This is a genomic window from Leptolyngbya sp. FACHB-541 (assembly GCF_014695875.1).
GTDB lineage: Bacteria > Cyanobacteriota > Cyanobacteriia > Elainellales > Elainellaceae > JAAUTN01.
Genome location: NZ_JACJPC010000051.1, coordinates 168,452 through 181,922, shown reverse-complemented (window position 1 = coordinate 181,922; position 13,471 = coordinate 168,452). Strand labels below are relative to the sequence as shown.

The following is a 13,471-nucleotide window of genomic DNA, read 5'->3' as shown; positions in this document are numbered from 1 at the left end:
ATTCTGTCGTGGATTCATCACGTTTACTTAGCATTCAACACTTCTAGGTTTGCTCATAATCTGGTCACAGAGCAGGCGATCGCTCTCTTCGACATTAGGGTTGGTCTGCAAGTAATCTTGCACCCAATTACTCCCCCGGATCACCAACTCATCAAAATCCAGTATTTCAGCGTTCCAAAGTTTGACTGTATTGTCCATACTGGCAGACACGATCGCCTCACCATCCGGGCTAAAACACACCGCAGAAACTCTATTTCCATGCCCTTTTAAGGTTTTGAGTTCTTGACCCTCTAGATTCCAGAGCTTGATGGTTTTGTCTACACTGGCAGATGCAAGAAATCGTCCACAGGGGCTGAAACTCAATCCCTGAACTCTTTCTCGGTGTCCAGTCAATGTTTTCAGTTCTTCACCTGATATGCTCCAAAGTTTGATAGTTTTGTCATCACTTGTTGTCGCAATGATTCGACCATCAGGACTGAAGCAGAGTCGCCTCACCGTGTCTTTGTGTCCGCTCAAGGTGTTCAGATTTTCCCCATCTAAGTTCCATAGCGTTACGTTGGTGATCGCATCAGCCGCCGCGATCGTTTGACCGTCAGGACTGAAGCACGCGTCCAAACGGGCACCATCAATGGTTTTTAGTAACTGTCCCTTCAAGTTCCACAACCGAATTGTGCCATCTTCCCACCCTACCGAGAGCAGCGACTGACCATCAGAACTGAAACTAACGCTGGAAACTTCCCGGTAGGGCCCAATGAATTGCTGAAGTTCGTCTCCATCTAGATTCCAAAGCTTTACTGTCGCTGTATCGTTGTTACTGGCAGTCGCAAATGTTTGACCATCAGGGCTAAAACCGATGTCATTAATGCAGTTTTGATGTCCTTGAAACGATTTAAGCAACTGTCCTTGCCGATTCCAGATCGCAATGATGCCATCGTAGCTACCTGCCACAACCCATCGCCCATCAGGGCTAACACTAATACTGAGAAGCCCATTCGATTTGTTACTTGTTAACGTTAACAACGTTTGATCAGATAAGTTCCAAAGCCGAACCGTACCATCAACACTGCCAGAGGCAATAAGATTGCTGGTTGGACTAAAGCTGATGCTGCACAATTTACTAGTATGTCCTTTGAGAACGCCCAACTCATGCCCTTCGGAACTCCAAAGTTTAACCAATCCATCTTGTGTAGCCGCCGCGATTGACGTTCCATCAGGACTAAACCGAATATCTAAAACGGCTTCACAGCTACCCTGATTTCCCATGCAATCGGCATCCAGGCTCTGAAGTTCTTGACCATTCAAGCTCCAGAGTTTAATTTTACGATCCCAGCCGCTGGAGGCAATGACAGTACCAGTGGCATCAAAGCAAACTGCCATTACTGGTGCAATATGCCCGTCGAGCGTTTGTAATTCCTGTCCTGCAATTGTCCACAACCTGACAATGCCATTTCCTCCCCCTCTCGCATTGCTGCCGCCGCCTGCTGCAATGATAGTTCCGTCGGGCTAATATCAATGCTGGTTACATATCCTGCGGTGGGCAAGGTCAGTATTTCCTCCCCCTCAATCGTCCATCCCCTAACTGCACCATCGTTGCTCCCAGCAATTAACAGAGCACCATCCGGAGTGAATTGAATATCCCCAATACCAGTCGGGTCGTGATAGTGTCTAAGACGCTGCCCCTCTAAACTCCATAGATAAATTTCCCCACTGGCATCACCCGATGCGATCGCCTGACCATCAGGGCTAAAGCAAACACTCATGATATAACTTTCATGTCTTGCCAAGGTTCTGATTTGCTGTCCTTTTGGGCTCCACAAAATGATGTCGCCTTTTACTTGTGCATTGACGACTGCATTAACAGCGGCAGCAATGAGAGTTCCGTCTGGGCTGAAACCAACTTGTTTGACAAATACAGGGTCATCACCTATTTCTAGGCGATTGCGTTCTTTTACCCCATAAACTGCTTGTTGCAGCGCTAACCTGACCTGCTTTTGCAAATTAGCTTCTGTCCACGTTGCCAACTTTAAGCGTCGAACTGCTCGCAATGCTTCCAGCAATGCTTCAAATTCTTGGTTTGAGATGAACAATGCCTCTGAAGATTTGCATAATGCCTTGACTTCATTCCTTTCAGCTTCAATTCGGCGTTGCTCAGCCTGCTCATAAAGTGATTGCAGGCGTTCGATCTCCTGCCGTTGCCACTGCTCACTGGCAATCACATAGTGATTTTGCAGTTCTGTGGGTCGAGGTTGTTTATCTTTGCTTTGGGCAAGCCATTGTTCGATGTCTGCCAATCCATTGCCTCGCAGCAAGAAACTATCATCTCGTCTACTCTTTTCCCATTCAATCGCCTTAGTCAACAGTTTGGTGTGTTGTCGCACATGCTCAAGATCAGTGTCGAGCGCCTCCAAAAGTTGATGAAATGCACGATCAAATTCATCCGTTTCTCGAAAGAAGAGCCAGTTGTGTTTTTGCAACGCTGGATGAACCTGACTCAAATCAAACTCATCACGCCGCACAATTGGAAATAACCGCTTGTGATGCAAAACGGCATGATCAATTTCTTGATTACAAACCGTAGAAACAACTGAATCAGAGCTGATGATAAACACAAATGTATCAGCAGACTCGATGCCAGTCTGAATCTCCTGCCACCAGTCTGCTGTCAGGGGAATATTGCTCCAGTCAACCCAGGTGCTGCGATTGCGTGCTTCCAATGCTGCATGAAGGACTTTCACAAAGTCGGTGTCTTTGCGGGAATAGGAAATAAAAACATCGCTCATAGGGGGTTACATAACGAGGATAGTTGTTAATTCAATCCTTGCACTTCATCTTCGGAAGAAATCATAAATCTTTCAGAATTTGTACAGTGACTTTTTATTTGTCGTGATGGCAAGTTGGTGACAACACGGATGTGAAGCTTATTTCTGTTGAGGCTTATCTTTAAGTATGGGCAGGAAGTAAATGAACTAGTACCAAGCTCAGTGATTGAAGGCGTGCAGTGAATAGGCTGGCTTGATAATACGAATCTGTCCTAATGTCATCTAGTTGGGCACTGTACAAAAACTCGATCCTCTTCACTCACAAACCTAAAAATCCAACACGTGCGATCGCACAGACATTTAACGCCCACAAAGGTAAATTCGCTGATGTAAGCGCTAATGCGTCTTTGTAATCACCCAGACTGACTCTGCCCCATTGCGACCAACCCTAACAAACGACAATATTATTAGAAGCAACTGATTTTAGAGTGAACAAACTAGATGACAGGCAAAGTTGAAGGGAAAGGTCAAGCCAAAGTTTTAACTCCTGCCGAAGTGGAGCAAGTTTTAACCTATGCTCGCGAACACTACAGAACGGCGATCGCCATCGCTGCTTACACTGGCTGTCGGATGGGGGAGGCGATCGCCCCAAAGGGGAACTGTCAAGTAAGGCGACAAATGCTGCGATGATCATGGGCGATCGCTCGTGGCAAGGAATTGAAGTGCCTGGAGCGAGAGATTGAGGTACTACGGCAGAAGGTTGAGAGAATTGAGCGGTTGAGCAAGCGCACAAAGGCGTTTTTAGGATGTTGGACCACGGTTCACCAACAATGTCAGTTGCGACTCAGTCCCCTTAACCGAGTCCATAACTTTCCCTAACTTCTAGCCATCGCCACCGGCAAGACCACCGCCTACAGTAAAAGAGTGATGAGAAACAGCTGAGAGAAACAAAGCAAAACACGGTTCCGGATTTGCTCTAATTGCATCGGTTGACAGTGACCCTTCAATCACCCTAAGTAGACATCAGTTGTCACTCTCGGAGTTCTCTTGAACTGTCCATATAACGGTAATTAATTTAGAGGAGGCAATCATCATGAAAGTCGAACATCTCTCTACTGAGGAACTTTCACCCGAAGAAATTAAACAATTAGAAGAGCTGAGGAGGACGATTGAAGCGGCGATTTCAGATGATTGGCTCTCTCATGATGAATTGGAACATATCAAAACCATTGCTTTTGCACACAAAAAGATAGTTCCAGAAGCATTGCAACTGTACTCGAAACTTGTAGGTAAAATCAATCGGGGCGAGTTGGAATATGAGTGGTAATCGTACTTCTGTATAGTTCTTGCCGGAGAATGCTGAGGGTTAAGCTGGAAGGCGATCGCGGTTGGTTTGTTATCCTTTGTATCAACGATTGTGTTAAGCATCGCATAGGCATCTGCTACATCCGCACAGGCACCACCTACACTAAAGCCAACGACACCACCCCAATTTGAACATTCAGGGGTTGAACATTTAGGAAACATTGAAGTGGCTCCGATTAAACTGGGGTGTTTGAAGCGTAGCTGTCATAGAATGCCATTAGGCTGAAACCCTTCTTCATTGTTTAACGTAATTGCGTTGTTTCAGGTCCCGGATTTGCTCTAATTGCATCTGGTGACAGCGACCCTTCAATCACCCCTATTAAAACCTTTGCTCGCCCCTAACCAACCAAACAGTGAACCGCGCTTAGGAATCGTCGCTTGCAGATAGGCTGGCGTTAGGTTAAACAGAATATCCGTAAAGCTCCCGGACTGGTTAGCAGGCTTTGTTGCCGCGAGAGTAGAGAGAAATAAAGCCCGACCTAACGAACGGTGAGATTTTGTGTTCATCGAATCACTTCCATTGATTGAGCATAGAACTGAGAGCAAAATTTTTTCAGTGGAGTTAGTTAAGGGACTTCTCCATCGCATAATTAATGAATGTTTCACCCCGTCGAGTAACTTCCTGCTCTTTAACAACTGAAAATCTTGAGTTCTACCGCTCCCGTTTCAAACTCGACCTCTAGCGTTTCTCCAACTGCGAGTGTTTTCCACTACTCTGTATCGACTTGCAGGCGCGATCGCCCAAGCATAAAGAATTTGTGCAAGAACTTACCAATCTCTCCCTGGAATTGTGGCGTGATAGATGCGATCGAAAAGTTGAGTTAGTACTGGGTCAGTATTATCTTTATCAAACAAGTAATTCAAACATTCCCCAATTGAAATCACCGCATTACAAGACGGAATATCGACTTTAAACAACGATTCAACTCGAAACTGAGCATCTGGAACTCTGGCTTGAGTAAGTGCAATCATCGACTCAGAGATATCAACTTCAAGCACCTGATAATGAACTTTCGTAAGTTCTAACGCCGATCGCCCACTACCGCAGCCCAAGTCAACTCCTAAACCTTCTCGAATATTGTTTTGAGTCAGGATATCGAGAATACCTGGAGCAGATTTGAGCGCGTAATCACTGTGACCCGCATCGTGAATATAAGCAAGGTCTTCTTTGTACCAATCTTTCATATCTTTTCACCCGATGCGGAACAAGTTGTAATGGTTGTTTTGCCCATAGAGTGACCAGCCGTTTTCAGGATATTCAGCCAAATTCTCCAGATAGTCTTGCTCTGCCTAGGCAAGACAGTTCGCTTGCAGCAGTACTGGCTTTAAAGTTTGGCGCACCATTCAGAAAGTTAGTGCAGTAGATGGTCAGGCTAGATTATGTTGGGGCAATAGTAGCAACAACCGTCACCAGAACTTCAATCTATTTTCCAAGCAGGAAGCAAGATACTGCCTCCGTATACAATTCGGGTGCTGTGGTCATTGCTTCGTGTCTCTGACCCAGTAATGTCTACTTCTTCTCCCTTCAAATGGCGACACTTTCTGCCTGAAATCATCTTGCTCAACGTTCGCTGATACCGCCGTTACGCTTTGAGCCACCGCAATTTAGAGGAGATGATGCAAGAGCGAGGTGTGAACGTAGACCACTCAACGATCAACCGATGGGTATTGAAGTATGCCTCCGATTTGGACAAGCGAGTTCGACCCCGTTTGCAGCCAACGAATGATTCCTGAAAGGGATGAGACGTACATTCAAATCAAAGGGGAGTGGAAATATCGTATCGCGCGGTCGATTCATAGGGCTATACTTTGGACTTTATGCTGAGTGCAAAGTGAGATGGCAAAGTAGTAGCACACTTCTTCCGTAAAGTGTTGAAAGCCAATCATGTCACTCAACCACGTGTCGTCAATGTGGACAAAAATGCAGCTTATCCGGTCGCCCTTGAAAGGCTCTAATACGATTTTTTTGCAGCCAAAGTTTTGCCAGCTAAAGGAGTTTGATCGAAGCGTTATCCCTGCTTGTTCCACTTACAGCAGTTCTCAAAATTTGACGCGCTGTGATTTATCGACCTGGATGTTCACGCAGTGTGCCCGTTCGCGATCGCATCTAGTTTTGCCTGATCTAATACTAAAATCTTCCCGCCCCGACGGTAAGTAACAACTGTCTGAATTTGCTTGAACAGTCGGACACATTCTTCATAGGTAATCCCGATGCTGCGAGCAATCTGGTAGTAGGGCAAGCGCGATCGCAACTGTAATCCCTGATCTATTACATCTGTTCCTTCAGCAATCGCCGCCGCTTGAATAAATTGTGCTAACCGCACGATCGCCCGCTCTGAAACCAGCCCATGTACGACTTGATGGAGATGTTGGAGACGCTCTGTCAGGACTGCAATAATTTGCAATGCTACTTCTGGAGTGTTCTGAATTATTTCTAGTAAAGTAGTGCGTTCAACCGTGAGAATCTGGCAGTCCTGTTCAGCCACTACCGTTGCCGGGGCTACACCATCGCCAAATAGTGCAGGTGCAGCAAAGAGTTCTCCAGCGGGTAATGTTCGCAAAATTGTTTCTTTACCTGTAGAAGCCGTTTTCTTGATTTCAATTCTGCCACTGAGAACCGCGAAAAGTTGAGCAGGTAAGCGATCGCCTTCATGTAGAATGATTTCTCCTTGCAAATAGTGCTTAACTGCCGCACGAGCTTGTAGGTGAGCAAGCTGATCGAGATCGAGTTTAGAAAGCAGTGGAATTTGCTGGAGTTGGTCTATCGTCACCTGCATCGTTGAACTCCTCGATCAAGCAGGCTGGATTTCTCCTTCAGTTTAATGTTTTCCCTGCGTTTAGTCATTTTATGAGGTAGCTCATAGATAGATTCATCAGAATTCGGCAAACTACGAACAGTAAACAAGAGGAACTGCTGCATGGCTTTGAATATTGAATTGTTAGAGTCTAGTTTTTCACGGATTAAAGCACAGGAAGCTAACTTCATGAATTACTTTTACTTAACTTTGTTTGCAGACTATCCACAGGTCAAGCCATTGTTTGTTAACACCTCCATGAAAAAGCAAGCAAAGCAGCTATTCAAATCACTCGTCTTTGTTGTAGAAAATCTTCACTGCCCCGATGTATTGACTAAATCACTTAAGGCTTTAGGAACTCGCCATATTCAGTATGGTGTCCAGCCTGAACATTATCCCATGGTGGGCAGTACACTTTTAAAGGCATTTGCGATTTGCTTAGATAGTGCTTGGACACCGAATACCGAGCAGGCATGGAGCGAGGCGTACGCAGTCATCACTGAACTCATGTTGAGCGGTGCAGAGTATCCAATCGAAATTCTAACTCCCCAACAAAATGATCGAACAGTTCTAAGTGATTTGAACTGATTCTTGCTTGCAGCCTAGTCTATGAGCTAGTTCAAAGAAATGGCTGCAAGCAATGGTCGCAGTCAAGGTAGTTCAAAACGATAGAGGTAGTGGTATGGTTCTCACAAAAACACAGACAACTGCATCTCAGGTAGAAATACTTGCCAAACTCTACCTAGAAGGCAAGCCAGCTGAGATTTCTGATGAAACTATCGCCCAACTCTGTGATTGGCTTATGGATGAATTCCATCAATTGCCTCTAAATCTGCAATTTTCAGATTACATGCGTTACGCCAACGTGAAAGAGCTGTTTGCGGATATTGAACAAAGCCATCTCTGGGTTTCTGCTGACAGTTACGATTCTTCTGTATATCCCAATCCAATCTACGGATTTATCTTTCAGGGAATGCACGACTACGACCACTACTTGACGGACAGTGACTTCAGCCTAAAAGGGGAAATCGCAGCTTACAACTTCACTGCAAAACGAGTTCCCAGTTTGGAGATTCAGAAGATTTTATATTCGGAAATTGTGCTGCGATCGGCTGCTTATCTTCATCTAGGACATGCAGCCGATCCTAAGATCGTTTTTCCATAAACAACGGCAAAGATAACAATCATGCACAACTGTCGTATCGCTCTGGTATTGTCATTTTATAACAGAGGGGTTGGGCGTTAGCATGGAGGGAGGGATTGTATGCGACGCGATAATTTCCAGCAAAGCTGGCGGGGTTGAGACACCTGAACTTGAGCTTCACCGATATCATCGATATCACCAATGCAAACGGATGATTCTGTTTGATCAGCAACCGTAAAGTTTTCTCCAAACGCTCTGTAGAATAAGTCGGTTACTCTCTACGTGCGCTTTATCTTGGAGCAGCCTCCCCACATCTGAATTCATAGACTGATGGTGCTACCTGAAGCTCATATCGTCTAATCAAACTTAAACTGTCGCGAGGGTGAAAAAATGAGAGTTCATTATCTACAGCATGTTCCCTTCGAGGGACTGGGCAGTATTTCGACCTGGATGGACGAACAAAACCATTCGTTATCATCCACCAGACTCTATGCCAACGACCCGTTACCAACGGTGAGTGATTTTGATTGGCTGATCGTTTTGGGTGGCTCAATGAATATCTATGAAGAAGAACAGTACCCCTGGCTAATCGCAGAGAAACAACTAATTAAACAGGCGATCGAGGAAGACAAGATAGTGCTTGGCATTTGTCTGGGAGCGCAACTGATCGCGGATGCTCTGGGTTCAAAAGTGTATGCGGGGCAACATAAAGAAATCGGATGGTTTCCGATCAAAATAACCGAAGCAGTTCAGCAATCCGGTGCCCTTGAGTTTCTACCCGCTCAACTAACAGTTTTTCATTGGCACGGAGATACGTTTGAGTTACCAGAAAAAGCAACCCGCCTAGCCTACAGTGAGGGTTGCCTCAATCAAGCATTTCTCTACGGCGAAAAGGTGCTTGGCTTGCAATTTCACCTAGAAATGGATCGACCAGGTGTACAGCAGCTCATTGAAAACTGTGCCTCCGAATTAATTCCAGGGAAGTATATTCAGACTTTCGAGGAAATGCTTTCTGAGAATAAGAACTTTGCAGAAATTCATGAGGTCATGTACCAGTTTCTGGAACTGCTCTCACATCAATACCAAAGAGGCAAGTGAATGTGTTGGGCAAAAGGCGCTCAGAGTTTCAACAATGACTCCCACGTAGATTTAGAGCAAGTGAGTGCAAAATATCAGCAGATCTTTCAGAGTACTCAGCGATCGATGTTTAATCTGTTCTCAATACGATTCATTCGCTCACTCGAGCGATCGCCACAACAGTTCATTCAGGGATCGACAATGCAGAAAATTTATGAAATCAATTACGATCGATTTAACTCGAATAATTTCTTGCCGATCACACCACAACTGGAGGACAGTACGATCTGATCGAAGGTTATTTTCCATCTGGTTCTCAAACTCCTCTCCATCGCCACACGCGCTATTCCAAACAGCTATACGTGCTAGAAGGAGAGTTCACCGTTTACTCTGAAATAGTTGTGATCAATGGGTCAGGCACCGGGAAGGAGCGCTGCTTCAGCAGCGTAAACTGTCGTAATCCGGCATCATAAGCGAATACCTTGCCGGTCTCTATTTCGTACATCCAAGCATGTAGATTCATCTGCCCGCTATGCAGGGTGGACCGAATAACAGGATACGTTTCTAAATTCTCTATTTGCGTCAACACATTCTGCTCGATCGCGATCTTGAGCAATCGCTCGGGCTCCACGTTCGCATAATTATCTAACACTAACCGCCGGGTCGCTTCTCCATGGCGCTTCAACCAGTCGTAGACCAGCGGCATCTGCTCACTCAGATTGCCGATTTGCAGCAACCCCTTCATGGCTCCACAGTGGGAATGACCACAAACAATGATGTCTCGCACTCCGACTCCAGCTACCGCATACTCTACCCCGGCGGCTTCAGCACCACTAGCGGCTCCATAGGACGGAATGATATTACCCACATTCCGCATCACGAATAGTTCACCGGGCTGAGACTGTGTGATCAAGCAGGGATCAATCCGTGAATCGGAACAAGTAATGAATAGAACTTCGGGGGTCTGCCCGTTCGACAGTCGTTCAAACAGTTCTCGATTTTCGGTGAAGTAGTCGCTGTGAAACGCATTGAGTCCTTGGATCAGACCGGTCACTGACATAAATTGATTCCTACTGTTGATAAAGCTAGTGAGTGTACTCGCACTGCATCCTCAGAAGCGGATGTAGTTCTATCCTTCCCTTACTACACGCGAGTCGTAACATTTTCCGTACTTCCGTAAAGGAATGTTAACAAGTCCTTAGTCGTGTGTCTCAAGCAAAGTTTGTCGAAGTAGTCCTTGAAATTGCTGCTTAGAGAAACACGAATGATGCAAATTGTTCGTCACTCAGGGATCCTACGACACAACCATTTTTGCGACACAACCGGAAGAATTGGGTGAGTAATCTACCACTCAATTAACTTATGCATTAGCTTGATCAGATTGGAGTTAATCAGAGTGAATCTATCCGGTGGAGCGATTCAATCAATTCCTCAACCTCATCATCATTGGGACACTGCTTAACCTGCGACTTGAACCATTCCACCTCTTCAGACTCCACATCTTGCAGTTGATAAACTAGCAATGTCCCAGCTAAACGAGCTAGGGTAATGGGTGCATAAACAATATGACTCAACAAATCAACGGTAGCCTGATAAACCTGCTGGGCGGCTTGCTGATCAATTCGTTGTCCCATTTGCAGAGCAATTTCTTGTAAGCTCTGCTCAATCGAGCGCTGCAACTGTTGTTCATCGTTTGGAGAAGGGGAGTTCATCTGATTCACTGAAATGGGTTAGAAAAAAGCTAAAGGCAAAACGGAGCAGTTGCAAGCAGCAGCAGGGAGAGAGCTGATTCTATCCCAAATAATAAACTGGTAGTAAACAACTGTATAAGCTCCACCAGAATTCACTAACTGCCTTTGTTAACCTGTTTGGTAGGGGTCTAGGATCGGTGGATAGTAGTTTCAAAGTACTCATTGTTGCTGACATTGCGCTTTCAGCAGTCATAGGTCTAGAACGCTAGCAACTTGCTTAGCTCACAAGTTTAAGACGGGGCAACATCAGAATGCACCAGATACGATTGCGTTAGGGGATAATGGTGACTGGTGCGTCAAAGGCACTTAAAAAAGTTACGCCAGATAGATCCGATGAAACCGATTCAAGAAACGTTTTTAGAGCTGGACTGGGAAGATGCCGATGAGGCCCGCCAAGCGAGAGATACAAGGGCTGAAGAACTGCAGGCTCAAGGCTTTGTTTGTGTCCTTGAAAATCTTTACAACGCGGTTGATGGGCGGCAAGTGTTTATGATTGTCGCTACAGAAGCAGAAAAAATTGATGCGCTGAGGACGCGAGACTCGAATCGGAGTGACTCTCGCGATGGTTTCAGGAGCCGATCGCTCGTCCCAAAACGAAAGGGCAAGTCTGTAGCAGAGCCGGAAATCTGCTGAGTTCCTGACGGCAGGACGAATGCTAACTCTACTTTCCCTACCTGAAACCTGGTGAGAGCCCGGTGCTACGGCTGTGTCGAAAAAAAAAGAACTGCTACCCATAGAGCAGCAGTATATGTGCTTCAACGCTACTTATAGCGCTTTCAGAATTTTTTGCGACACAGCAAGCTTTTGGTGCTTAGTTCGATGTTACTGCAACCGCTGAACGCAGCCGTTATGTGCCTCAAGTCCTCGGTAGGATGTAATGTCGCCACCGAGGACTTGAAAGCATTCGTTCGCTATCCTTCCTTCACCCTGCTGCGCTCACTATCTGTAATCAGTCGATTCAGCCAGAGCACGCCATTGTGCCGTTTCTTGCTCGACGTAAGCGTTCTTCTGGGCAATGGCTCGAAGGGTGTCTGTACCGAGCGGCAACCGTAATGGTGGAGTATCTGCATTTGCAAGCTGAAGCATCGCTTGGGCAAGCTTGGTGGGGTCTCCCGGTTGTTGATAGCTCAGTTCAGAGGCAAGTTTACGAACTTTACCAACCGTCTCCGCGTAATCTGGAATTTCTGTCGCGGTTTTCTGGAGCGAGCTACCATCGAGAAAATTGGTCCGAAAGTATCCCGGCTCGACAACCGTCGCATGGATACCCAGAGGCGCTAACTCATCATGCATGGCTTCGGTAATACCTTCGACCGCAAACTTCGTTGAGGAGTAGACACCCCAGCCTGGTGTGGCACGATAGCCGCCGATCGACGATAGGTTGATAATGTGTCCAGAGCGGCGCTGACGCATACTGGGCAATACGGCACGGGTCATATTCAACAGTCCAAAGACATTTGTGCGATAGACCCGCTCAACCTCTTGGGCACTGGTTTCTTCGATACCGCCGAGTAGACCGAATCCTGCATTGTTGACTAACACATCAATCTGCCCAAAGCGTTCCAGTGCTGCTGCAACTGCCGCTTGCACCTGAGTCTCATCGGTAATATCCAGGCTGAGCGCCAACACATTTGGGTTCGACTCGAATTGATCCAGATCAGTCTTTTTACGAGCGGTCGCAATTAATTGGTCTCCTGCTGCTAAAACGGCTTTCGCGATTTCGGCTCCAATTCCACGAGAAGCCCCTGTAACGAACCATGTTTTCTGAGTCATTGGTCTATCTCCTTTATTGCCTTATTCTTTCACTACCTTTTTGGTATGGATTTATCATAGGGTTTAGAGAAAAGGTTCTAAATACCTAAATTTTGCAGGTTCTTGCCTAATTTTCTCAAGCAGGAGGATGGTGCTCAAAAGAATTCTCTACAATAGGCACAACACAACGAGGAGAGGGATGTCTCACGATTGGGTCAAAGTATTTACTCGCCCACGGTTTAGCGTCTTTGGGCAAATCTTTAGTTGATACACCGTTTGAGTGGTTGCAGATTGACGAGGTGCGATCGCCGTCAGCAGAGTAGATGCCAGGATCTGCACTCATTTTGCTGGTCAAAGTATGTTGCCTACTAGAGCATTCCAGCACCGAGACAGCTTTGAGGCATTTGGGTAGAGGAAAAACTCCAAAAGTTGCGCGATGCTGAAAGTAGGACCTACTAAAATTGTTTAACTATGAATCGACCGGATAAGAGCTGCTCAGATGTTGCTTGGTTGTGGGATTCGAGCGTGCCTGGGATTGAGCTCTTCTCTGCCCGATTGTTTCGTCATAGCTTTACCAAGCACGTTCACGAAACCTACACTGTGGGTATTGCAGTACTGCCAACTCCGGCAGGCGAAACAATCACTCCGCACGGCAACACCTCTTTGTGAGATCGCGACCGACCACGGTTTTTACGATCAAAGTCACTTGAATCGCCACTTCAAGCGCGTTTTTGGAGTTACTCCAGGGCAATATCGTGAGTCAGTTTTGTCCAAGACGGTTAGGTTGCACGAACCGTAGGCTGAGGAGATGATTCAACACTTTAGACGGAG

The 13,471-nt window shown here is 46.1% G+C and carries 18 protein-coding genes and 3 pseudogenes; 11 read left to right on the top strand and 10 right to left on the bottom strand.

The features are described 5' to 3' along the window. Positions 1-27: 27 nt before the first annotated feature. Both H6G00_RS11405 and H6G00_RS11400 read right to left on the bottom strand, forming a co-directional pair. On the bottom strand, positions 28-1,434 hold the full coding sequence (locus H6G00_RS11405) for a WD40 repeat domain-containing protein (protein ID WP_190796804.1): 1,407 nt from the start codon (positions 1,432-1,434) through the stop codon (positions 28-30). Continuing rightward, positions 1,377-2,780 (bottom strand): TIR domain-containing protein, encoded by a 1,404-nt coding sequence (locus H6G00_RS11400; RefSeq protein ID WP_190796803.1) that lies wholly within the window; start codon positions 2,778-2,780, stop codon positions 1,377-1,379. Before H6G00_RS11400 ends, H6G00_RS11405 begins: the two co-directional genes overlap by 58 nt. Positions 2,781-3,260: 480 nt before the next feature. On the opposite strand from H6G00_RS11400, the gene H6G00_RS11395 reads away from it, so the two are divergent. From H6G00_RS11395 to H6G00_RS11385, 3 genes are all read left to right on the top strand, one after another. Continuing rightward, entirely contained in the window at positions 3,261-3,449 is a 189-nt protein-coding gene (locus H6G00_RS11395; RefSeq protein WP_190796802.1) for a hypothetical protein, read from the top strand. 403 nt (positions 3,450-3,852) lie between these two features. Then, positions 3,853-4,086 carry a hypothetical protein gene (locus H6G00_RS11390; RefSeq protein WP_190645368.1) on the top strand — a complete coding sequence of 78 codons (234 nt, stop codon included), beginning with the start codon at positions 3,853-3,855 and terminating at the stop codon, positions 4,084-4,086. A gap of 29 nt (positions 4,087-4,115) precedes the next feature. Next, on the top strand, positions 4,116-4,256 hold the full coding sequence (locus H6G00_RS11385) for a hypothetical protein (protein ID WP_190645366.1): 141 nt from the start codon (positions 4,116-4,118) through the stop codon (positions 4,254-4,256). Positions 4,257-4,430: 174 nt separating this feature from the next. Here H6G00_RS11385 and H6G00_RS11380 read toward each other — a convergent pair whose 3' ends face one another. After that, positions 4,431-4,631 (bottom strand): hypothetical protein, encoded by a 201-nt coding sequence (locus H6G00_RS11380; RefSeq protein WP_190645365.1) that lies wholly within the window; start codon positions 4,629-4,631, stop codon positions 4,431-4,433. 273 nt (positions 4,632-4,904) lie between these two features. Further along, positions 4,905-5,309, bottom strand: a pseudogene (locus H6G00_RS11375) (class I SAM-dependent methyltransferase); the annotation flags it as partial. Positions 5,310-5,630: 321 nt separating this feature from the next. On the opposite strand from H6G00_RS11375, the pseudogene H6G00_RS35280 reads away from it, so the two are divergent. Further along, a pseudogene (locus H6G00_RS35280) lies at positions 5,631-6,077 on the top strand (IS6 family transposase); the annotation flags it as partial. Positions 6,078-6,202: 125 nt separating this feature from the next. On the opposite strand, the gene H6G00_RS11370 reads toward H6G00_RS35280, so the two are convergent. After that, the gene (locus tag H6G00_RS11370; RefSeq protein WP_190796800.1) at positions 6,203-6,901 is read right to left on the bottom strand and encodes a Crp/Fnr family transcriptional regulator; all 699 of its coding nucleotides are present in this window, start codon (positions 6,899-6,901) and stop codon (positions 6,203-6,205) included. A 141-nt stretch (positions 6,902-7,042) separates the two neighbouring features. Between H6G00_RS11370 and H6G00_RS11365 the strand changes: the two genes are divergently transcribed. Beyond that, on the top strand, positions 7,043-7,507 hold the full coding sequence (locus tag H6G00_RS11365; protein ID WP_190796799.1) for a globin family protein: 465 nt from the start codon (positions 7,043-7,045) through the stop codon (positions 7,505-7,507). Between the two features lie 94 nt (positions 7,508-7,601). Then, a complete protein-coding gene (locus H6G00_RS11360; RefSeq protein ID WP_190796798.1) occupies positions 7,602-8,084 on the top strand; it encodes a transposase in 483 nt (160 codons plus the stop codon). 101 nt (positions 8,085-8,185) lie between these two features. On the opposite strand, the pseudogene H6G00_RS35275 reads toward H6G00_RS11360, so the two are convergent. Next, positions 8,186-8,329: pseudogene (locus H6G00_RS35275) on the bottom strand (MOSC domain-containing protein); the annotation flags it as partial. A gap of 124 nt (positions 8,330-8,453) precedes the next feature. Here H6G00_RS35275 and H6G00_RS11350 point away from each other — a divergent pair. Then, the gene (locus tag H6G00_RS11350; protein WP_190796797.1) at positions 8,454-9,161 is read left to right on the top strand and encodes a type 1 glutamine amidotransferase; all 708 of its coding nucleotides are present in this window, start codon (positions 8,454-8,456) and stop codon (positions 9,159-9,161) included. Further along, positions 9,162-9,431, top strand: a complete 270-nt coding sequence (locus H6G00_RS11345) for a hypothetical protein (protein WP_190796796.1) — start codon at positions 9,162-9,164, stop codon at positions 9,429-9,431. A 94-nt stretch (positions 9,432-9,525) separates the two neighbouring features. Here H6G00_RS11345 and H6G00_RS11340 read toward each other — a convergent pair whose 3' ends face one another. Both H6G00_RS11340 and H6G00_RS11335 read right to left on the bottom strand, forming a co-directional pair. Next, positions 9,526-10,200, bottom strand: a complete 675-nt coding sequence (locus H6G00_RS11340; RefSeq protein WP_190644144.1) for a carbonic anhydrase — start codon at positions 10,198-10,200, stop codon at positions 9,526-9,528. Positions 10,201-10,531: 331 nt separating this feature from the next. Then, the gene (locus H6G00_RS11335) at positions 10,532-10,852 is read right to left on the bottom strand and encodes a hypothetical protein (protein ID WP_190796795.1); all 321 of its coding nucleotides are present in this window, start codon (positions 10,850-10,852) and stop codon (positions 10,532-10,534) included. A 372-nt stretch (positions 10,853-11,224) separates the two neighbouring features. On the opposite strand from H6G00_RS11335, the gene H6G00_RS11330 reads away from it, so the two are divergent. Further along, complete coding sequence (locus H6G00_RS11330; RefSeq protein WP_190796794.1) at positions 11,225-11,524, top strand: hypothetical protein; 300 nt, start codon at positions 11,225-11,227, stop codon at positions 11,522-11,524. Positions 11,525-11,830: 306 nt separating this feature from the next. Here H6G00_RS11330 and H6G00_RS11325 read toward each other — a convergent pair whose 3' ends face one another. Together H6G00_RS11325 and H6G00_RS11320 are read right to left on the bottom strand one after the other, a co-directional pair. Beyond that, complete coding sequence (locus H6G00_RS11325; RefSeq protein WP_190796793.1) at positions 11,831-12,661, bottom strand: oxidoreductase; 831 nt, start codon at positions 12,659-12,661, stop codon at positions 11,831-11,833. A gap of 115 nt (positions 12,662-12,776) precedes the next feature. Beyond that, positions 12,777-12,983, bottom strand: a complete 207-nt coding sequence (locus H6G00_RS11320) for a hypothetical protein (protein ID WP_190644148.1) — start codon at positions 12,981-12,983, stop codon at positions 12,777-12,779. A gap of 182 nt (positions 12,984-13,165) precedes the next feature. On the opposite strand from H6G00_RS11320, the gene H6G00_RS36600 reads away from it, so the two are divergent. Both H6G00_RS36600 and H6G00_RS36595 read left to right on the top strand, forming a co-directional pair. Further along, on the top strand, positions 13,166-13,309 hold the full coding sequence (locus tag H6G00_RS36600; RefSeq protein WP_347278171.1) for a hypothetical protein: 144 nt from the start codon (positions 13,166-13,168) through the stop codon (positions 13,307-13,309). Further along, positions 13,248-13,439 (top strand): helix-turn-helix domain-containing protein, encoded by a 192-nt coding sequence (locus H6G00_RS36595; RefSeq protein ID WP_347278170.1) that lies wholly within the window; start codon positions 13,248-13,250, stop codon positions 13,437-13,439. The genes H6G00_RS36600 and H6G00_RS36595 overlap by 62 nt, the downstream gene beginning before the upstream one ends. Positions 13,440-13,471: the final 32 nt, after the last annotated feature.